Annotated in this window: 18 protein-coding genes; 5 read left to right on the top strand and 13 right to left on the bottom strand. The window is 48.8% G+C overall.

The window, feature by feature from the left end:
* Positions 1-29: 29 nt before the first annotated feature.
* Entirely contained in the window at positions 30-383 is a 354-nt protein-coding gene (locus BEN74_RS01270; protein WP_228200374.1) for a hypothetical protein, read from the top strand.
* Positions 384-449: 66 nt separating this feature from the next.
* Here the strand turns inward: BEN74_RS01270 and BEN74_RS19155 are convergent, their stop codons facing one another.
* From BEN74_RS19155 to rpiA, 8 genes are all read right to left on the bottom strand, one after another.
* Complete coding sequence (locus BEN74_RS19155) at positions 450-803, bottom strand: YnfA family protein (RefSeq protein WP_068908335.1); 354 nt, start codon at positions 801-803, stop codon at positions 450-452.
* Between the two features lie 101 nt (positions 804-904).
* Positions 905-3,181 carry an ATP-dependent Clp protease ATP-binding subunit ClpA gene (gene clpA / locus BEN74_RS19150; protein ID WP_068908333.1) on the bottom strand — a complete coding sequence of 759 codons (2,277 nt, stop codon included), beginning with the start codon at positions 3,179-3,181 and terminating at the stop codon, positions 905-907.
* Between the two features lie 9 nt (positions 3,182-3,190).
* Positions 3,191-3,607, bottom strand: a complete 417-nt coding sequence (clpS, locus tag BEN74_RS19145; protein WP_068908376.1) for an ATP-dependent Clp protease adapter ClpS — start codon at positions 3,605-3,607, stop codon at positions 3,191-3,193.
* 19 nt (positions 3,608-3,626) lie between these two features.
* A complete protein-coding gene (locus BEN74_RS19140) occupies positions 3,627-4,379 on the bottom strand; it encodes a hypothetical protein (protein ID WP_068908330.1) in 753 nt (250 codons plus the stop codon).
* A gap of 78 nt (positions 4,380-4,457) precedes the next feature.
* Positions 4,458-5,513 (bottom strand): N-acetyl-gamma-glutamyl-phosphate reductase, encoded by a 1,056-nt coding sequence (argC, locus tag BEN74_RS19135; RefSeq protein WP_171404902.1) that lies wholly within the window; start codon positions 5,511-5,513, stop codon positions 4,458-4,460.
* A 303-nt stretch (positions 5,514-5,816) separates the two neighbouring features.
* Complete coding sequence (locus BEN74_RS19130; RefSeq protein ID WP_228200373.1) at positions 5,817-6,803, bottom strand: GGDEF domain-containing protein; 987 nt, start codon at positions 6,801-6,803, stop codon at positions 5,817-5,819.
* Between the two features lie 670 nt (positions 6,804-7,473).
* Complete coding sequence (locus BEN74_RS19125; protein ID WP_068908325.1) at positions 7,474-8,154, bottom strand: M48 family metallopeptidase; 681 nt, start codon at positions 8,152-8,154, stop codon at positions 7,474-7,476.
* A gap of 329 nt (positions 8,155-8,483) precedes the next feature.
* Positions 8,484-9,155: a ribose-5-phosphate isomerase RpiA gene (rpiA, locus tag BEN74_RS19120; protein ID WP_068908323.1), complete on the bottom strand. Its 672-nt coding sequence runs from the start codon at positions 9,153-9,155 to the stop codon at positions 8,484-8,486.
* Positions 9,156-9,262: 107 nt separating this feature from the next.
* On the opposite strand from rpiA, the gene ilvA reads away from it, so the two are divergent.
* Positions 9,263-10,801: a threonine ammonia-lyase, biosynthetic gene (gene ilvA / locus BEN74_RS19115; RefSeq protein WP_068908321.1), complete on the top strand. Its 1,539-nt coding sequence runs from the start codon at positions 9,263-9,265 to the stop codon at positions 10,799-10,801.
* A gap of 108 nt (positions 10,802-10,909) precedes the next feature.
* Positions 10,910-11,311 (top strand): hypothetical protein, encoded by a 402-nt coding sequence (locus BEN74_RS19110; protein WP_068908319.1) that lies wholly within the window; start codon positions 10,910-10,912, stop codon positions 11,309-11,311.
* Positions 11,312-11,348: 37 nt separating this feature from the next.
* Here BEN74_RS19110 and BEN74_RS19105 read toward each other — a convergent pair whose 3' ends face one another.
* From BEN74_RS19105 to BEN74_RS19095, 3 genes are all read right to left on the bottom strand, one after another.
* On the bottom strand, positions 11,349-11,894 hold the full coding sequence (locus tag BEN74_RS19105; RefSeq protein WP_068908372.1) for a hypothetical protein: 546 nt from the start codon (positions 11,892-11,894) through the stop codon (positions 11,349-11,351).
* Between the two features lie 119 nt (positions 11,895-12,013).
* Complete coding sequence (locus BEN74_RS19100) at positions 12,014-12,514, bottom strand: hypothetical protein (protein WP_068908317.1); 501 nt, start codon at positions 12,512-12,514, stop codon at positions 12,014-12,016.
* Positions 12,515-12,950: 436 nt separating this feature from the next.
* Positions 12,951-13,511, bottom strand: a complete 561-nt coding sequence (locus BEN74_RS19095) for a hypothetical protein (protein WP_068908315.1) — start codon at positions 13,509-13,511, stop codon at positions 12,951-12,953.
* A gap of 293 nt (positions 13,512-13,804) precedes the next feature.
* On the opposite strand from BEN74_RS19095, the gene BEN74_RS19090 reads away from it, so the two are divergent.
* A complete protein-coding gene (locus BEN74_RS19090; RefSeq protein ID WP_068908312.1) occupies positions 13,805-14,461 on the top strand; it encodes a potassium channel family protein in 657 nt (218 codons plus the stop codon).
* Complete coding sequence (locus tag BEN74_RS19085; RefSeq protein WP_068908310.1) at positions 14,458-15,795, top strand: TrkH family potassium uptake protein; 1,338 nt, start codon at positions 14,458-14,460, stop codon at positions 15,793-15,795. The genes BEN74_RS19090 and BEN74_RS19085 overlap by 4 nt, the downstream gene beginning before the upstream one ends.
* 59 nt (positions 15,796-15,854) lie before the next feature.
* Here the strand turns inward: BEN74_RS19085 and BEN74_RS19080 are convergent, their stop codons facing one another.
* Both BEN74_RS19080 and BEN74_RS19075 read right to left on the bottom strand, forming a co-directional pair.
* Positions 15,855-17,009: a phospholipase A gene (locus BEN74_RS19080; RefSeq protein WP_068908307.1), complete on the bottom strand. Its 1,155-nt coding sequence runs from the start codon at positions 17,007-17,009 to the stop codon at positions 15,855-15,857.
* 13 nt (positions 17,010-17,022) lie between these two features.
* Positions 17,023-19,962, bottom strand: coding sequence for an insulinase family protein (locus BEN74_RS19075; RefSeq protein ID WP_068908304.1), 2,940 nt, complete (start codon positions 19,960-19,962; stop codon positions 17,023-17,025).
* Positions 19,963-20,054: the final 92 nt, after the last annotated feature.

The raw sequence follows: 20,054 nt of genomic DNA, 5'->3' as shown, positions 1-20,054 counted from the left end.
TAATTAATAAGCAAATTTTAGGCAGCGATTTGAAAATTAAAGACGCCAAAGCGCTGAATGAAATTTTAGAGGCAATCAGCGACGAAGACTCGCGCACGCTTCCCTATCAAGTCGATCAGAATATGCTGATGGAAAAATATCAAATCCGCGCCAACCATGTTGATATTGAAGGCATTATCACTACGCCGGATTTTTCCCAGTTTGAACAGGCTATCGGCCTAAAGGAAGTTCAAAAGCTGATGAAGAACAATACCCTGCAAAACTGCCATTTGCTGTTTGAGCATGAGTTTCAGCGCAGGAACCCGTATACGGTCAATATGAAACTGGCGTCTGAAAAGCAGACCTACCAATACACCATTAAAAACAGTGAATGCAAGTTCTGATGCTGTCAAAAAAGCCCCGGGTGCGGCCACATTCGGAGCTTTTACCGGCAAATAGCATTCATTGAATTAGCGGATCAGGCCTTGAGGCTGCAAAATAATCAAAGCTGCGCCAGTCAGCACAATTGCTCCGCCAAGCAGATCCCAGCGGCTTAAGGCAACTTGATCGACAAAACGCAGCCACATCAGCGCCGAAAAAATATAAATCCCGCCATAAGCGGCGTAAATACGGCCCGATGCTGCCGGATGCAAGGTCAGCAGCCAGACAAACGCGCCCAAAGCCAAGGCTGCAGGAATCCACAGCCACGGGGACCGGCCCTGATTCAAAATCAAATACGGAAAATAGCAGCCTAAAATTTCCATTACTGCGGTAATCAGAAATAAAACAAAAGTCGCCGCCACTTTGCCGATTTGAATATCCATAATCTCTCTAAAACGATGCTGCCCTTTTCCTTGCTGGAAATGCGGGTAAAGTTAAAATAAAAAACCCGTGCGGGCACGGGTTCCTGTACTGCAGTTCCAGCTTAAGCCGGCTCTGCAGTCTGGTCTTCAAACACTTCCAGTTTCAGTCCGACCGCTTGGCCGTTTTCTTTCTTCACGGAAACTGCGACATTGCCGCCATGCTCCGCCAGCTCGCCGAATAAAATCATTTCCGCCAGCGGCTTTTTCAAATGCTCCTGAATCAGGCGCTGCATAGGACGGGCGCCCATTAAGCGGTCATAGCCATTTTCGGCCATCCATTCACGCGCGCTTTGATCCACTTCCAGAATGACTTTTTTCTCATCCAGCTGCGCCTGAAGCTCAGTCAGGAATTTATCCACCACATTTTCAATCACGGTAGTCGGCAATGCCTTGAACTGAATCACGCCATCCAGGCGGTTGCGGAATTCCGGAGAGAAAGCTTTTTTCATCGCATCCTGATTGTCGTTGCTGTTGTCCTGCTCCATAAAGCCAATGCTGACGCGCGAAATGCTTTCTGCGCCAATATTGGTGGTCAGCACCAGCACCACATTGCGGAAATCAGACTTGCGGCCGTTGTTGTCAGTCAATGAGCCGTGATCCATAATCTGCAGCAGCAGGTTAAAGACATCCGGATGCGCTTTTTCAATTTCATCCAGCAGCAAAACGCAGTGCGGATTTTTATGAATTGCATCGGTCAGCAAGCCGCCCTGATCGAAGCCGACATAGCCCGGAGGCGCGCCGATTAAACGCGATACCGCATGGCGCTCCATGTATTCAGACATATCGAAACGCACCAGCTCAACACCCAGCAATTTAGCCAGCTGTTTAGTCACTTCTGTTTTACCCACGCCTGTCGGGCCGGCAAAAACAAAGCTGCCCACCGGCTTATCCGGAGATTTCAGGCCTGCGCGGGAAAGCTTAATCGCCGACGCCAAAGCTTCAATCGCCTCATCCTGGCCAAAAACTACGCGCTTCAGATCGCGCTCAAGATTTTCAAGCACAGACTTGTCATCTTTGGATACGGTTTTAGGCGGAATGCGGGCAATCTTCGATACAATATCTTCAATATTTTCAACAGTAATGACCGTGTCATCCTGTTCGGCCTTCAAGCGGCGCTGCGCGCCTGCCTCATCAATTACATCAATGGCTTTATCCGGCAGGAAGCGGTCATTAATGAATTTCGCAGACAGTTCAACCGCTGAAACCAGCGCTAAATCATCATATTTCACATGATGGAATTCTTCAAATTTCGATTTTAAGCCGCGGAGAATATCAATGGTTTCTGAAATGGACGGCTCATTCACGTCAATTTTCTGGAAACGGCGCGATAAAGCATGATCTTTTTCAAAGACCTGACGGTACTCTTGGAATGTAGTTGAGCCGATGCAGCGCAAAGAGCCATTCGCCAATGCCGGCTTGATTAAATTAGACGCATCCATGGTGCTGCCCATGCTGGAGCCAGCGCCAATAATCATGTGAATTTCATCAATAAACAGCACGGCCTCAGGTTTCTTTTTCAAGGCATTCAGCAGCTGTTTCAGGCGCTTTTCAAAATCGCCGCGGTATTTGGTGCCGGCAACCAGCGCGCCAATATCCAGACTGTAGACTTCCGCATTGGCCAAAGGCTTCGGCGCTTTGCCATTAACAATCAGCCATGCCAAGCCTTCTGCGATGGAAGTTTTGCCCACGCCCGGGTCACCGACCAGCAAAGGATTGTTTTTGCGGCGGCGGCATAGAATTTGCGCAGTGCGCTCAATTTCCTTTTCACGGCCAATCAGCGGGTCGGTTTTGCCTTTCTGCGCTTCCGCATTCAAATTGGATGTATACAGCTCCAGCGGCCCTGCATTTGCTGAAGATGCCGTTTCACCGTCCAATTCTTCAATTTCTTCCTCCTGCTGCACTTCTTCTTTGCGGGCGCCATGGGAAAGATACTGCGTCAAAGTCAGCCGGTTAATCTGATGGCGCTTGAGCAGGTATACCGCAAAAGAGTCGCGCTCAGAATACATGGCAACCAGAATATCTGCGCCTTCTACTGTGCGGTCATTGCCACTGGATTGCACATGGAAAATTGCGCGCTGCAGGATGCGGTCAAAACTTTCTGTAGGATGCGGCGCCTGGTCGCTGTTTTCGCCAAGCTTAGGGGTATGCTGTTCTACATATTCTTCAAGCTCTTTGCGGAGCACAATAATATCTGCGCCGCAGGCTTTCAATGCATTTACAGCGGAGTCGTTGTCGAGCAAAGCCAATAATAAATGTTCTACCGTCAAGAACTCATGTCTCTTCTGACGAGCCATGCTGACAGCCAAACGTAATGATACTTCTAATTGACGACTGAGCATGCAACCCCCTTAATCTTTGGGCTCAATCTGACAAAGCAATGGATGACTTTGTGACCGAGCGTAATTATTGACTTGGTTTGCTTTAGTTTCCGCAATGTCCCGCGGATAAACGCCGGCAACACCCTTTCCTTCATAATGTACAGTTAGCATTACTTGAGTGGCTTGGTCAAGATTCATTGCAAAGTATTGTTGTAAAATTTCTATTACAAAATCCATTGGTGTGTAGTCATCGTTCATTAAAACGACAGCATACATAGGCGGGCGCTTAAGTTCCGGACGCGCAACGATTACTGCAGTATCCGAATCGCCGCCCTCTTCATGCGTTTCACCGCTTAAGCGTGGGCTGATATGCCAATCTACCAGTCCAGTTTGATAAAATGAGTCTTTAATGTCAGATAAACTAATTTGACGCTTATTGGTTCGCATAAGATATTTCATTCACACTTCAGTTGGTGTTGGCTTCAGTTTGCGGAATTTCTGAAAGGAAAGCGGATTGATTTTTTACCGGCTGCCCTTTAGACCAGCTGAAGCGGCGGATCACCTGTTTTCCAGAACCGTTTAAACGCACTTCAATAAAGTCCGGGCTGAAGCCTTTCGGCATAGTCCAGCGGCCTGTCAGGCGTTCATTATTTTCAAAATTGAAGTTATTGTCTTCCATCGGAACCGTCAGAACTTCTGTGCCTTTAATCAGGCGCAGTTCAGTGCTTCCGGCCGCGCGGCTTTTGCCTGGGCTGACTTGCATCAGATCCAGCTGATATTCAAAGGCATTGTCAGGCAATGGCTTCACCGCAATATGCTGCACCGCCAAGGCGACGCCGCCGCGCTGGCGCAGCACTTCACGGTACAGGACGCCAAGGCTCTCCGCCTGTTCCTGCGCATCGCGCGACTTATTCACCGCCAGATACAGGTCATTGGCATTGCTGACAGCAAGGTCACGCTCCTGAACCGCAGCGTTTAAACTTTTGTTCAGCACAGCCAGTTCAGATTTCTGCTTTTTCACAACTTCAACCAGCTGTTCGGCATCAGCGTCATAGCCGACAACCGTCAAGCCTTGGCGGTGTCCAACCGTGTAACCCAGCAGGCCGCTGCTCAAGATCAAAACCGCAGCGCCAATCGCCAAAGGCAGATTGGTTTGCATAAACGGCTTTTTTCCGCCGGCATCTTGCTGCGGCGTGATATTTGAGTCTGAATTCTGCATCGTCATCTCTTATTTTGATTTATTCAAAACACACATTTAAATCGAAATTTAAATGTGTGTGAAGCTTTAATAGGTTTCTTATGGTAATAGGCCAATGCCCTGAAGCCCGGCATTTTCCGCCACGCCGAACATCAGGTTCATATTCTGCACCGCCTGGCCGGCGGCGCCTTTCACCAAGTTGTCCTGCGCCGCCAAAATAACCAGTTTTTTCGGCTGCGGCTTGTACAAGGCAATGCGTAATTGATTAGCGCCGCGCACAGAACGTGTTTCCGGCGAACTGCCGGCAGGCATCACATCAACAAACTGCTCATTGGCATAGAACTGCTCGTACAGGGACTGCAAATCCGCTTCCGCACCGGCATCCGTTAAATCAATATAGATAGTGCTGAGCATGCCGCGGATCATCGGCACCAGATGCGGCACAAACAGAATCTGGTCAAACACGCCTTTTTGCCCTGAAATATTTTCCAGCGCTTCAACAATCTCAGGATGGTGGCGGTGGCCCGCGACGCCATAGGCTTTGAAGTTATCAGCATTTTCAGAATAAATCATGCCTAAGCTGGCTTTGCGGCCTGCGCCGGAAACCCCGGATTTTGCATCAATAATAATGCTTTCAGGTTTCACTAATGCTTCAGCCGCCTTTAATACCGGCGCCAAGCCCAGCTGCACCGTCGTCGGGTAGCAGCCCGGGTTGCCAATCACGCTGGCCTGCTTGATCTGCTCGCGGTTCAATTCGGATAGGCCGTACACTGAAGCCTTTAATACGTCTGGGCAGGCATGTTGCATGCCGTACCATTTTTCAAACTGCGCTAAGTCCTGCAGGCGGAAGTCAGCAGCCAAATCAATCACTTTGGCATTGGCAGCGATCAGCTCTTCAGCATGCTTCATGGCAACGCCGTGCGGCGTTGCAAAAAATACCGCATCGCACTGCTTCAATTCTTCAATGTTCAAATCTGAATATTTAAGGTCGGTATGACCGCGCAGGCTCGGAAACATATCATCGACACGGCGCCCGTTTTCGGTACGTGAAGTCAGCACTTTTACTTCTGCATTTGGGTGCCGCAGCAAAATGCGCAGCAATTCAACGCCTGTATAACCTGTACCGCCGACAATACCTACTGAAATCACGTTCATTACCTCAATTCAAAAGCGCCCATTTGTTGACTGCACAGTATGACAGGAACTTCCGCTTTTCTGAACCGTTTTAGTTGGATTAAATGCTTTTTATGCTGTTTTTACGCCGCACTGAAACTGTGATCCATGACAACAGTAAGTCATTGATCAAGCTGAATAGATCTGCCGATGCAAGTAAATTCACAGTGCGCCGCGTTCAGCCGGCTTGAGGAACCCGGCAGCAGGCTTTTTTCGGGCATGCAGAATAGCAGCGCTGGCTTAAAAACAAGATGGAATGCCTGCACTGCATGCCGGACTGGCCCGTTAAGCGCAGCACACCCGGTTGCGGCCATTTTTCTTGGCATTGTAAAGATGCTTATCGGCCAGCTCCAGTGCATGCATCAGGTGCATATTGTCTTCAACAGCAGCCATGCCGAAGCTGACGGTAACGTGGACCTTATGCAGCGTATAAGCCTGCTGCGCAATTTCACCGCGGACGCGGTCAGCCAGCTTAAAAGCTGCCAAATGATCCGGGCACCGCATCAGCAAAATAAACTCCTCGCCGCCAAAGCGCGCAATCACATCATGCTGGCGCATGCCGTCCTTCAGCGCTTTTGCCACTGAGCGCAGAATTTTATCTCCAGCCACATGGCCCCACGTGTCGTTAATGCTTTTAAAATGGTCAATATCGCACATGACGATATAAAAGTTGCCGGAGTTTTTATTGATGCGCAGCGCCTTAACTTTTTCGAAAAAGCCCCTCCGGTTATACAGTCCGGTCAGCACATCCCTGTAGCGCTCATCATTTAAGGTGACAAAAAGTTCTTTGACGGTTGTCGCCGCGATCATAATTGCAAACCAGATGCTCAGCAGAATGCTTGCCGCCAGCATCATCATCCACCATTTAGAGGCGGACAGCATCATGGTGTCTACATTGCGTAAATACAGCAGAATCGCCGCGGCCCGCAGCGCCGTATAAAGCACCATAACAAAATAGCTGATGCACAATATTTTATTCAAAATTTGCGAGCGCTTGAAATAAGCATACACAGCGGGAAGCACCATGGCTTCAAGGCAGACGGTAACAAAGTTGATGGTCAGCATTCGCAGCCAAAGCTGCTCATTGACATAAGAGAAATAGCTCAGGATGAAAATGCCCCATGCTGCTAATGCAAAACAAATCAGCGCATAGTTTTTTGATTTGGTCTTAAGCGCCATGCCATGCGCAATAGCCCAAGCGCCGCCAAGATATAAAATGCCGACCCAGGGCGAGGTCATGGTCATTTGCGTATTGGTCATCAGGCTTTGCATACCCAAAGCCAGGGAGGGCAAAATATAGCCGATTCCAATCCAGAACAGAAAACGCGGCGCGCGGAAAAGAAAACGCCCGGCAATAAATACACAGCCAATTAAAATTAGGCAACTAGGAACAACCAGGAGAAAATATTGGGAATCTGGCAAATTCACGGAATGAATAAAAACCGCATCGTTATTTTGCTCAATAATAAATCAATTTTTTAGATTTTATCAATAAACAAACTGCAGATGAACATTATTTTTTACTGCAGATCTGCTCAAATTCAATATGCATTTTATTTTAATCCATCATAAAACGATAAAATCAACTCTTATTTGAACGCAATTACCCTGCTGATTATCTTAAAAGTCTGCGGGTTCATTTATTAAGGCTAAGCAACTGGCCGCACTTTTTCTGCATTGTGGCGCATTTTATTTAGAATAAGTAAACAAAATCACAAATAAAGCATCCCTGCTGCTAAGCCTTTTTAGCCCTAAAACTGCAAAATGATGCCCCAACCAGCCCTGATTCGCCGATTAAAATTTAAAGAAAAAGCTTTTAAAAACAGTTAAAGCATCTTGTTAGATTTTCCGCTTAGGCTATTTAGAGAAGTTTCTGATGATCTAAGCTGCATATTAAATCTGCTGCCTTATTCTTCAGTCAGAGCCAGCCTTCATGCATGCGCTAGGCCGCCAGCCACCACCACGGCATTGCTGCGCTTTTTAGCTGCTTGCGGTGGTTTTTATAATCGGCATCGTGCTTAGCGACTTCTGCCCAAAAGCTGGGGCTATGATCAAAATGGCGGGTGTGCGCCAATTCATGCACGCAGACATAACGCGCAACCGCCTCAGGAAACAGCGCCAAGCCGCTGTTCAGCATAATGTCATGCCGTGCGGAACAGCTGCCCCAGCGGGTTTTCGGCTGGCGGATGGCGCATTGCCCATAAGGCAGGCCTATTTGCCGGCTTAACTGCTGCAAATACTCAGGCAAATGCTGCTTGGCATAGGCAATTACAAAAGATTTTAAATAGCTTTCAGGCTGACGGTCACTGATCAACAGCTGATGATTTTGCGCATCTAAAATATAAGAGTTCTTTTGTGTCTGGTATTGGATTTGAATGGGCTTACAAAGATTGAATAATTGAAGTTCTGCCGGCAAAGTCCGGTCTATGCTGCTGATTTTTTCCTGCTGCTTTTGCCAAGTTTCAATCATCCATTGCTCGGATTGATTTAAAAAGTCCTGAATTTGCCGTTTGGTGCAAAATTTGGGCACTGTCAAACGGATTTGCGCCGGTTCAACACGAAGGCGCAACCGTGTCGCACGCGCATGCTGGGTAATTTGGATTTCTGGCAACGTTTGGGTCATTTATTTTTTAAATTTTATTTGGATCATTTAATCGCCCCAAACCCTGAGCAAATGTTAAAGCGCTGCTTCAACATTTGGCGCAAGGTATAAAGGGGCTCTTTTCCCTAGTGACAGTCAGTTAAGCACTTTTAATCCTCCCCAACCCTCCTTTTTCAAAGGAGGGAGCGTTTCGCAATTCAATACTGTATTGAATTCAAGGGTGTTCCCCTCTTTGTCAAAAAGGGGTTAGGGGAGATTTATCAATCAGCAATTATGCTTAAATGCTCAACATTAGCTCTTGCCCCTCCTTTTTTCAAAGGTGAGCAATATGTTGCACATGGGGAGAATTTTTAAACCGCAGTGCGTTCTTCAATGCCGCTGTCTGTTGCAACAATCGCAATATCCGCTTTATTGATTGCGAAAATGCCGTTGCAGACTACGCCAGGAATATCATTCAGAGTTTTTTCAAGCTCCAGCGCATTGAGGATATTCAGGTTGTGCACATCCAGAATAACGTTGCCGTTATCGGTCACCACGCCTTCGCGGTATACTGGGTCACCGCCCAGCGCCACAATTTTGCGCGCAACAGCAGAACGCGCCATTGGAATTACTTCAACAGGAAGCGGAAACTCGCGGCCCAGCTGCCCAACCCATTTTGAATCATCAACAATGCAGACAAACTTTTTGGCAATAGAAGCCACAATTTTTTCACGAGTCAACGCCGCGCCGCCGCCCTTAATCATGTGCATGTGGCGGTCAATTTCATCAGCGCCATCCACATAGGCATCCAAGCCGCCAACATGGTTCATGTCAACCACTTCAATGCCGAGCTTTTTCAGGCGCTGCGCAGTCGCTTCAGAGCTGGCCACAGCAGCCTCTAATTGCAGTTCCGGCAACAATTCAATGAGGAAGTTTACTGTACTTCCTGTACCTACACCCAAAATACCGCCCTTTGGCAAATGCTTTAAAGCAGCTTTCGCGGCAGCTTGTTTCTTTTCATCTTGGGTCGCATACAGACTCATAACTTGGCTCAACTATTTTTTGACATTTGCTGCTGATTTTGCAGCCCAAATGTACAGGGGTTTGTTACAATGAACGCTTATTTTAAACTGTTAGATGGAAAATTAACATGCTGTCTCGTTTGGTTCGACAAATATTACAGGCAACGGTCTATGACGTTGCAATCGAAACTCCACTCGAAGCAGCGCCACGAATTAGTGAAAAACTAAATAATAACATTCGCTTTAAACGCGAAGACCTGCAGCCGGTGTTTTCCTTCAAATTGCGCGGCGCCTATAACCGCATCAGCCAGCTGCCGAAATCTCAGCTGGAACGCGGCGTGATTACGGCTTCTGCAGGCAACCATGCTCAGGGCGTGGCTTTATCCGGTCAAAAGCTAGGCATCCGCGCCATTATTGTCATGCCAAAAACCACGCCAGACATTAAAGTTCAGGCCGCCAAGCGCCTGGGCGGTGAAGTTGTGCTGCACGGCGACTCCTTTGATGTCGCCAACAAATACGCCATTCAGCGCGCGCAGGATGAAGGCATGACTTTTATTCCGCCATACGATGATGAATTGGTGATGGCCGGCCAAGGCACCATCGCCAATGAAATTCTGCGCCAATGGCGCGATGTCGAATACGTCTTTGTCGCAGTCGGCGGCGGCGGCCTGATTGCCGGCGTAGCGGCCTATTTAGGCGATGTTGCGCCGCACGTCAAAGTCATTCCAGTTGAATATGATGAATCTGCCTGCCTAAAAGCAGCCTTAGAAGCCGGCGAGCGCGTTATTCTGCCGCAAGTCGGCTTATTTGCTGACGGCACCGCGGTCGCGCAGATTGGCGCAAAGCCGTTTGAAGTGATTCAGCTGCAGAAGTCTGACAATTCCGGCCCGATTGTTGAGCCTGAAGTTGTTCTGGTCAATACCGATGAAGTCTGCGCAGCCATTAAAGACACCTTTGATGAATGCCGCAGCATTGTTGAGCCGTCTGGCGCAATGGCTTTGGCCGGCATCAAGAAATATGTTGAAGCGCATCAGCTTCAAGGCAAAAACATGGTGTCAATTGTCTGCGGCGCCAACATGAACTTTGACCGCCTGCGCTACATTGCCGAACGCACAGAACTAGGCGAACACAAAGAAGCGATTTTTGCCGTCACCATTCCGGAAGAAAAAGGCTCGTTCCTGCATTTCTGCCGCGCCCTTCAAGGCCGCAACATTACAGAATTCAACTACCGCGCCAGCAATTCCAGCGCAGCTCAAGTTTTTGTCGGCATCAGCCTGAAAAACGGTGAAAAAGAGCGTCAGGAAATTTATGAAACGCTAAAATTCCAGTATGACGTTGATGACCTGTCTGATGATGAAGTGGCGAAACTGCACATCCGCTATCTGATTGGCGGCCATGCAGATATTGAAAATGAGCGCCTGTTCCGCGTGGAGTTTCCTGAACGCCCGGGCGCGCTTTTGACTTTCCTAGAACGCCTTGGCCCGACGCACAACATTACCCTGTTCCATTACCGCAACCACGGCGCTGCCGAAGGCCGCGTTCTGGTCGGCATGGAAGCTACGGATGCCAAGCAGAACCCGGACGGCTTAGTGGAAACACTGGAAAGCATTACTTACCCTTATGCGGAAATTACCAACAATCTGGGCTATCAGCGCTTCTTAAAGTAAGGCTCCAGAAATAACAAGTTTCAGCATTTGAAAATAGCCTGTATTTTTACAGGCTATTTTTTATCAAAATTTTATTTATACTGAAAAACTTAGAAATCAGCGCTAAAAATGAAAAATTGGGTAAAATTCCTGCTTATTCCGCCTGCCGGCTACCTGCTCATCAATACTTTTACGGTTTTAACCGGCTACCAGCCTGCCGTCGATACTTTCAGTTCAATGCTTATTGCGCTTGCTTTTCAATTCGCGCTGATCCTGGCTCTGCCTTATGCCATGCTGCGCCTTGCACCTAAAGCGCCCTACCTTGCGACATGCTGCTATATGAGCGTGCTACTGGCTATTGTGTTTCTGACTAAAATATATGCAGCTGCACAGCCTATTGCCCAATTAGACTTCGCCATCATCTGGTCCGGCTTATTCTGGATGCTGCTGGCAATAGCTGCTTACTTCTTCTTTCAAGACCCGCGCTTTAAAGTCAAATATGGCAATCGGCACAATCCGGCACAGCCATAAGGCTGAATTGCTGATTTCTGACGGTTCATTTTTTCGATTATGTCGATTTAAGACAGTCCGATATTGAAAACAGTTCAATCCGGACTTCATTCGCCTTAAACTGCTTTTCAAACCTCTTGCAGAATTTATTCACTTTTTCGGCGTGCTCCGGCACGGCAATCCAGTAGTACTGATCGGCATAAATCAGCAGCATCCGGCAGCCGCACTGGCGCAGCAGCGAGCAGATTTCCGACAGAATAATTTCCGCCACCTGCTCCTGCACACTGTAGTTTTTTCCAATCTCAGCCTTATGCTGCTGATAATTCTGCAGTGTCGGCTGGGCGGCCTGCTCCATTTCCAAATGCGCTTTTTCCAGATCCAGGCGCATGTCCTGCAGAACCGCGCTATGGCCCAGGCTATGGCGCAAAGGCTGGGCGGGATGCAGCGACATTAAATACGAACGCGCCTGCCGGCCATTTTTTTCGGTGACCATCCATGCCTTAAAATTCTGGAAATCACGGCGCAGGCTTTCTTTCGGGACTTTTTTGCAGTTCAGCTCCGGAAACCAGTCCTGCAGCAGCTTATAGATCTTTTTATCATCCATGCGGGTATCTTCCATGCAAAATATCGCAGACAGCAGCCTAGGCCTGAGCAGGCAGCCGCGGCAAATTTATAGCATAGCGCCACTTTTTGAACAGAATATGACAGCCTTGCAAGGCTTTTTTAATCAATCAGCACCATCGGCTCTTCATCGCCGAAAATATCATTGAAGGTCAGAATAATCTGGCTGACCAAGTCTTCATTATTCGGCACCAGCATCCAGTACGGATTTTCGTGCTCAATCACCAGCAAGGCCAGATCATAAGGCTGTATGAACAGCTTAATATTGTTGAAGATAACGCTGTAGGTGAATTCAAAATCATAGGCGTGCGCCGGTTCTGCATCCAGCTCCCGGTCACCCTCCTCGTACATTTGATAAAAGGCGTTCATTTCAGTTTCAATCTGATTTTTCAGCTCATCCAGATCGATATTCAGCTGCTGCAGCCGGCGGCATTCATCAATGCCGTTTTGCCGGAAATCCTCCATGTCCAGCTGCTGCAGGTTTGAATGCAGCTGGTTCAGCCATGCGCCAAAGCTTTCAAAATTATCCAACTCTTCCGGTAAGGGCGCATTTTTCAGCTCAGGAAAAGCGATTTTCAGCACCTCATACAGCGTCTTTTGCATGCTCACACTCCTAAAAAATATCTCCATTTAGATAAGCTTTTGTTATATATAATTTTGTAAGCCCGATAGCTGGAGCGGCGATAAACCGATAAACTACCCCGTCATTAGCTTAGACGAATAGTTGAGCAATTTACAGCCAATATTCGTTAATAAATACGACGTAAGATATAGGGAAGTGCTTGTATGGCGCAGTTTGCAGTCATTGGCCTGGGAAGTTTCGGCGCTGCCGAAAGCCGCGTATTAGCTGGCATGGAAGCAAAAAATACCCGACAAAATCCGAATGGCTAAGCTGAAACACTGGAAAGCTTGACTTATTCATAGGCAGACATGACCAGCAATTGGGATCTCCGCATTTTTAAACTATATAAATGAGAAGATCCGCCTGGAAGACTCTTGTTAATTGCACAAAGATGAACTGATCTTTTTATTTTTGAACTCAGTCATCACTCAGCCAGCCACTGGAAGCAAGATCAAAGCGCTCATAAACTTCTGTGCGGGGGCATGAATCTTTAAACTGCCGCTGAAACAGGCGCAGGAATTTTTTTATTTTTTCAGGCTGATCCGGCACCGCCACCCACACAATATCCATTTCATAAATCAGCAGCATGCGGTATTCCTGCTTTCTGACCTCATTATAAATTTCTTCAAGCACCACATCATAAACATGGCTGTGCAGCTCATAAAACCGGCCGATTAATTCCTGATATTTTTCATAATGTTCAAATAGCGGCGCTGTTCGGGTTTCAATTCTCTGCTGCATTTCTTCTGCATTGACATTTCTGTCCTGAAATAATGCGCAGGACTCCACACCATTATCAAAATGCTGCTGGCGGTCTATACTTTGCAAATACCCGCGATAAGCCTCGCCTTTTGCAATCGGCCCCATCCAATAAGAAAACTCACGATAATCACGGCGGTATTTTTTCTTTGGAGTTTTTCTTTGCTTCAATTCAGGAAACCAGTCCTGTAAAAATTCATAAATTTTTTTATCATCCATAACGATGTTCCTAAATATTTTCAAAACCGTTCTAAGGTACACACTGCTCTTGAATTTGAATATGCAATTTTTATTTTTTAAAGCAATCCGGCACGATTCCGCACTGAAAATGTACAATATCGGCGCATTTTTGCTGTAAAACTGCGCCAAATGGAAACTCAGTGAAACAGCTATGCATTCTGCTCACTTTAAAAGCATATAGACGTCTCTTTTTCTGATAAAAAAACGCTATGATTGCACTATAGAAAGATACACCTGCTGTATTTTACAGCATATGAATAAAGGGATAGCAAATGGCTCAATTTGCAGTTATTGGCCTGGGAAGTTTCGGCGCTACCGTGGCCACCGAATTAACCGGATTGAATCACGATGTGATTGGCATCGACAGCAATAAAAAATATGTTGAAAGCATTTCAGATCAGCTGACGCATGCCGTCATTGCCGATGCGACAGATGAGCACGTATTGAACGAGCTGAATATTCAGAATTGCGAAGCGGTGGTGGTTGCGATTGGCGAAGATATAGAAGCCAGCATTCTGTGCGTGCTGCATCTGAAGAATTTAGGCATTGAAAAAATTTGGGTCAAGGCGAAATCCAAAGCGCACCATATGATTCTGACCCATCTGGGCGTCAACAAAATCATTCATCCTGAAGAAGACATGGGCGTGCGCATTGCGCAGTCGCTGAGCTACCCGATGGTCAGCCGCTATATGGCGCTGGAAGACAATCACTATATTGTCAAAGTGGAGCTGAAAGAGGCGCAGCAAGGCTTGCGCTTCTGCCAGCTGCTTGACCATACGGCGGAAATCAAAACCCTGCTGCATAAGCGGGGCAAAGAGGTTTTATTCAGCATTGACCCCAATATGATTCTGCAGAAAGGCGATATTCTGGTGGTTGAAGGCCAGCTGGAGCCTTTGCGCAGGCTGTCCAAGCAGTTTAAAACCGCATGAAACTGCATAATAAAAAGCGCGGCACAGTTAACCTCAGCCCGCCCAGCATTTTAGCCTTAGGCTTTCTTGCGCTGATTATTGCAGGCACCCTGCTGCTGAAGCTGCCCGTTTCACACCACGGCGACCTGCCTTGGCTGCACGCAATGTTTACCGCGACATCGGCCGTGACCATTACAGGGCTGTCGGTCGTGAATGTCGGTGAAGCCTATACCGTCTTCGGTAAAGTTGTGATTATGCTGCTGCTGCAGTGCGGTGGCCTGGGCTTTATGACCTTTGCCATTTTGGCCGTGATGAGCCTGTCGCCTAAGCTGGGCTTAAAGCAGCAGATCATGGCGCAGGAAACCATCGGGCAAACCAGCCTGAAAAAAGTCACCTTTACCATTAAGGGTGTTTTTCTGTATTCCTTATTTTTTGAAATTGTCGGCACGGTTATCCTGACTGTTGCATGGCTGCAGGATTACAACTTCGCCCAAGCCCTGTTTTATGCTGCTTTCTACAGCATTTCCGCATTCAACAATGGCGGCTTTTCGCTGTTTCCCAACAGCCTGATGAGCTTTGCTGACCAGTATGTCATTACCTTTACCATCAGCATGCTGTACATCATTGGCGGAATCGGATTTTTAGTGCTGATGGACATTAAGCGCAATAAAAGCTGGAGAAAGCTCAGCCCCAACAGCAAGCTGATTTTATCTACCATTGCAGGCTTGAATGTATTCGCGTTCATTGCCATCTGGAGCCTGGAAGCCAGCAACCCGCTGACGCTGGCCAACATGAGTGTGGGTGAGCAGGCCGTGAATGCATGGTTCCATGCCACAGTGCCCCGCTCTTCCGGCTTCAACAGCCTGCCGGTGGAGCAAATGTCTGACGCTTCTGCATTAGTCACCATGATGCTGATGTTCATCGGCGGCGGCTCGCTCAGCACCGCAGGCGGCATTAAGGTCGGGACCTTCATTGTGGTGCTGCTCAGCGTCATCAGCTTTTTGCGCCGTGAAGATGAAGTGCGCATTTTCAACCATTCTGTGCCTGAAAAGACCACTTTTAAAGCGCTGGCGGTTATTTTCATTACCGTCACACTAATCTTCATGGGTTTTTTCAGCCTGCTGCTGATTGAGCCGAAGGCGGACTTTTTAGACCTGCTGTTTGAAGCGGTTTCCGCCGCCTGCACGGTGGGCTTGTCGCGCGGAATTACCGGCGAGCTGCAGCCGGCCAGTTTAGTCATTTTAATGCTGCTGATGTTCGCCGGCCGTTTAGGGCCGCTGACATTGGCTTATTTAATTGCCACGCCGAAAAAGAGCCGGCTGAAGCATCCGCCTTCTGAAATTCAGGTTGGCTGATGAACCTGCTCAAAGAAAAAAAACCGCGCCTAGGCGCGGTTTTTCTGCACTTATGCAGATTAGAACCAGTTCATTAATGACACGCCAACGCCGACATAAGTCGCGCGGTGGTTATAGTCAATCAAGCTCTCGCCATAGCCGTCAAACAACTGAACTTGGCCGCGCAGCTTGCCGCTGATCGGGAACGTCCAGTCAAACTGCACGGCGCCGTGCGAATCATCGCCGCCTTTCAGCGAGTGGCGCAGCATCAGGCTGAAGTCATGCTCTTTCCAGCGGTAAAATGCAGTTAAGTCGCCGCGGCCGACATAGTCTGTAATATCCGGATTATTGTCATCCGCCGAGTCTTCCTCAATGCGGTACCACGGGCGCAGCATCAAGGCGAAATTATCGCGCTCAAAGCCAAGATTTAAAATCACCCGGTTCCAGCTGCGCGACAGCGGATCTGAACGGCCGTTAGACTGATGGTTCAAGGTCAGGCCCAGCATGCGCCAATTCAAGCCCAGCAGCTCATAGTTGGTTCTAAACACCAAGCTGGCTTCAGGCTCATAGTTGGTTTCACGGAATGGGCGCGATTCGGCCTCATTATAGACCTGCCAGCGCGAAGACTGGGTATAGCCGACCCAGACATCGCCGTTATCGCCAAACAAGTTTTCCACCGCTTTGGTTTTCAGCGACAGCTGGAACTTGGCTTCCATCGATTTCAACTGCTGTTCCTGATCAGGCTGCACGGTATTGGTTGGATTCGGGCTGGATGGGCGCTCATTTTTATCTGACGTCCAATAGCCCGGCATCAGATATACCGGCTGATAGCTGCGGATATTCCAGGTGCCCAGCTTGCTGTCCTGCGACAGCTCCCAGCGCCTGTCCAACATGGACAGGTTCGGGTTCAGCTGAGGCGCTTCAACCGCAAACAGGCGCTCTGAAAACGCATGGCTGACTTTTTCTTTTAAAGTCAGCTTTTCGGTCGGTTCAGGCTTTAATTCCTGCGCCGCCAAGCGCTCTGAAACCAATGAAGGCTTGGCTTCCGGCGGTATTTTATACAGCGCGTCATAGCAAGCCAGACGGTCGGCATTCGATTCCAGCGCCACACAGGCCTCCGGCGTGGCCGGCTTTGGCGCCGGAACGGTGCTTTGCGCCAATGCGCTGACTGCGGCCATTGCGCTGAGCAGAATGCCCAGCTGCAATGCGCTACGCTCAAAATGAGTGAACGCCATAATCACCTCTACCTTAATTCACTTGCTTAATATCAAAGCCCAGCTCAATGAGCGCGTCACGCTTAGCGACAGGCGCAACCACCGCTTTAACCGGAGCCTGATCCAGCAGGTAAGTTTTTGCAGTGCGCTTTAAATCATCCAGCGTCACAGCCAGCAGGCGTTCACGCAGCATTTTGCGGAATGCAGGCGTGCGCTTATGCAGCAAGGAATAGCAGGCGGTAATCGCTTCACCGGCCGGAGATCCCGGCTTGTCCATGCCGGCAATCAGGCCTAAAATCGCTTCTTCCAGCTGATGCTCCTGCTGCGGCGTATTCAGCAGCCACTGCACGCTGGCTTCAAAATCATTGAAGGTTTCCGCCAAACGCGGATCACGGTAGCTGTAGAAGCGGAATGAGCAGGCATTGCCGTCGTAGCTGGCGCCGCCGCCGTATGCGCCGCCTTTTTCACGGATTGCGCTGTGCAGGAAGCCGTTGCGCAAATAGGCCGCCAAAATCATCAGCGGCGCAGCATCCGGATGCGACACTTCCACCGCTGGATAGGCCGATGCGCAGAACTGCACATTGGCTTGAATCAGCCATGCTTCATCTTTAGCGCTGTTTTCAGGCGGCAGCTGGATTAAATCACGTTCAATGCTTTCAATTGTGACTTTATCCCAAACCTTCTGCACTTCTTCCACCAGCGGCTCTGACTGATGCTCTTCACAAACCAGCAGAAACTGCTTTGGCGCTTTCAGCAGCTTATTGTGAATCAGCTTCAGCTCATCAATCAGCTGATTGTAGGCAGCTTCATCTTTTTCAATTTTAGCGGTTAAATCACTGAGCCAGTTTAAAGCGCCAAGGCCGGTATTGTGATAGTCGCGCTGCGCCAATGCGCTGTGATTGCGGCTGGCAATCTGCATGGCATAGCTGTGGCCCGAACCGGAAAGGCGGGACTGCCAGCGGGTTTTGCGCTGCTGCAGCAGTTCAATAATGCGGCCCTTCTCATCAAAGCGCAGCTGTTCAAAGGCCAGCTTCAGCAGGCCGACCGCTTCAAAATTATGCACCAGAGATTTGGTGGTCAGCGTCAGCCACGCGCTGATCTGATTTTTGTCATCGACTTTGGAACGCAGCGATGCGCCCATGCCAAGGCCGCCGCTGACCGCAGTCTGCAGCTGCTGCAGCTCAAGGTAGCCGTATTGGCCCGCGCCGACTTCGCCCATCAAAATTGACAGCAGGTTAAAGTAGGGAGATTTTACAATTTCATCTGGAATTTCAATCAGCACCTGCTGGTAATAAATGCCATTGGTGCCCGCGTGGTACAGATTCAGCGGCATGTCCATATTATTGGAAATGATTTCACGCAGCTGGCCCTGCACAATCTGCAGTTCCGCCGGCACATCTTCCAAGCCAACTTTAGGCAGCAGGTTCAAATCATCCGGCGTGTCTTGGCGCACTTTCAGCGCTTCAGTCTGCGCAATAATTTCCGCCTTCTGCTCTTCAGTCAGTTTGGCGCCAATTTCCGCAAGGCGCGCCTTTTCAGCTTCGGCTTCTTTGGCGGATTTCTGCGCGTCCGGCACCAGCGTCATTTGCACGCGGTGCGGGTTATCAATCAAATGGGTTTTGATTAAATTCGACAGCCACATCGGGTCTTTCAGTTCTTCTTTAACCTGTTCAATCGCGGTGTCTACATCCCAGACATGAATCGGGTCTGAATGGTGAATGGCGCTGCCCAGGCCGTTTAAAATCAGGCTCAGGCCGTACGGCATGCCGTCGCCATTGATTTCACGCTGATGCAGCTCAATCTGATGCAGAATGGCTTCAACCAGCGCAGCGTCTACAGGCTTTGAAGCCACATCCTGCAGAATGCCGAATACGCCGTTCTTAAATTCTTCAGCATGTTCCGGGTTAGAGCCCTGCACGCCGCAGTAGAAAGTCATTTCAAAGTTGGAGTCGTCCACTCCCATAATCGGGCCAGTGGATTGGGCATAGCTGCAGGTTTCCAAATAATGGCGCAGCGGCGATGCGGAATCTTCCAGCAGCACGCCTTCCGCAAGGCGCATGCCTAAGCGCAGCTTGATGTCGCTGGCCTGCGGCAGCAGCCAGGAAATAATGTGATAAGTTTTGTCTTTCAGGTCTTCCGCATCCACAGCATAGGTTTCGGTCACAGCCACCGGCTGGGTTAAGCGGCGTTCCGGCTTTGAATACAGGGTTTCACCTTGGCCGAATTTAGACAAAGCCAGCGCTTCAAACTGCTCCTGCAGCTGATAGGCCGGCTCATTGCCAAAGGTCATGAATACCGCATTGCTTGGGTGATAATGCGATTTATAGAAATTCACCAGCTCAGGATAAGTCAGGTCTGGAATATCTTTCGGGTCGCCGCCGGAATTATAGTGATAGGTGGTTTCCGGAAATAAATGATGCGCCAATTGATGATACAGCTGGTCTGAAGGCGAGCTCATGGCGCCTTTCATTTCATTGAACACTACGCCTTTATAAACCGGTTCACCGTTCTCCAGCTCAATGCGGATGCCTTCCTGCGCGAAGTCCAGCGGGTTTAAATTCGCCGAAAAAGCTGCATCCAGATACACTTCCAGCAGGTTCTGAAAATCTTTTTTGTTCTGCGTCGCAAATGGATAGGCCGTCCAATCCGCTGCGGTAAAAGCGTTCATGAAGGTATTGAGCGAACGGCGGATCATTAAAAAGAACGGATCGCGGACCGGGAACTTTTCTGAACCGCACAGTGCGGTATGCTCCAAAATGTGCGCTTCGCCCTTAGAGTCCATCGGCTGGGTGCGGAATGCGACTAAAAAGACGTTTTCATCATGCTTAGACGCTAAATGGTAATGCACTGCGCCGGTGACTTTATGTTTGTATTCAGACACTGCTATGTCTAAGGCTTCAACATGGTGTTGACGTACCAACTGAAACGCTGGGTGAACAGTTTGTGAAATGGTTTCAGTGACATCTACAGTCATGTGATCTCCTAATTCATAGCATTTTTAAGTCGCTTGAGTATACCTGAAAATCAGCAGCAGAATTCACAGAATGATAATTTTCCAAGTGAATT

It is taken from the genome of Acinetobacter sp. WCHAc010034 (assembly GCF_001696615.3).
Taxonomy (GTDB): domain Bacteria; phylum Pseudomonadota; class Gammaproteobacteria; order Pseudomonadales; family Moraxellaceae; genus Acinetobacter.
Note: the sequence above shows the minus strand (reverse complement) of the source record. Positions and strands in the feature narration are given on the sequence as shown.

Bases quoted from the DNA above. Each gene is read 5' to 3' on its own strand.
- BEN74_RS19130 (WP_228200373.1), bottom strand. From the start codon at position 6,803: ATGCAAAGCCTGATGACCAATACGCAAATGACCATGACCTCGCCCTGG.
- BEN74_RS19155 (WP_068908335.1), bottom strand. From the start codon at position 803: ATGGATATTCAAATCGGCAAAGTGGCGGCGACTTTTGTTTTATTTCTG.
- BEN74_RS19140 (WP_068908330.1), bottom strand. From the start codon at position 4,379: ATGCAGAATTCAGACTCAAATATCACGCCGCAGCAAGATGCCGGCGGA.
- BEN74_RS19110 (WP_068908319.1), top strand. From the start codon at position 10,910: ATGAAAAATTGGGTAAAATTCCTGCTTATTCCGCCTGCCGGCTACCTG.
- clpS (WP_068908376.1), bottom strand. From the start codon at position 3,607: ATGCGAACCAATAAGCGTCAAATTAGTTTATCTGACATTAAAGACTCA.
- argC (WP_171404902.1), bottom strand. From the start codon at position 5,513: ATGAACGTGATTTCAGTAGGTATTGTCGGCGGTACAGGTTATACAGGC.
- BEN74_RS19105 (WP_068908372.1), bottom strand. From the start codon at position 11,894: ATGGATGATAAAAAGATCTATAAGCTGCTGCAGGACTGGTTTCCGGAG.
- BEN74_RS19075 (WP_068908304.1), bottom strand. From the start codon at position 19,962: ATGACTGTAGATGTCACTGAAACCATTTCACAAACTGTTCACCCAGCG.
- BEN74_RS19085 (WP_068908310.1), top strand. From the start codon at position 14,458: ATGAAACTGCATAATAAAAAGCGCGGCACAGTTAACCTCAGCCCGCCC.
- BEN74_RS19080 (WP_068908307.1), bottom strand. From the start codon at position 17,009: ATGGCGTTCACTCATTTTGAGCGTAGCGCATTGCAGCTGGGCATTCTG.
- clpA (WP_068908333.1), bottom strand. From the start codon at position 3,181: ATGCTCAGTCGTCAATTAGAAGTATCATTACGTTTGGCTGTCAGCATG.
- BEN74_RS19100 (WP_068908317.1), bottom strand. From the start codon at position 12,514: ATGCAAAAGACGCTGTATGAGGTGCTGAAAATCGCTTTTCCTGAGCTG.
- BEN74_RS19125 (WP_068908325.1), bottom strand. From the start codon at position 8,154: ATGACCCAAACGTTGCCAGAAATCCAAATTACCCAGCATGCGCGTGCG.
- rpiA (WP_068908323.1), bottom strand. From the start codon at position 9,155: ATGAGTCTGTATGCGACCCAAGATGAAAAGAAACAAGCTGCCGCGAAA.
- BEN74_RS19090 (WP_068908312.1), top strand. From the start codon at position 13,805: ATGGCTCAATTTGCAGTTATTGGCCTGGGAAGTTTCGGCGCTACCGTG.
- BEN74_RS19095 (WP_068908315.1), bottom strand. From the start codon at position 13,511: ATGGATGATAAAAAAATTTATGAATTTTTACAGGACTGGTTTCCTGAA.
- ilvA (WP_068908321.1), top strand. From the start codon at position 9,263: ATGCTGTCTCGTTTGGTTCGACAAATATTACAGGCAACGGTCTATGAC.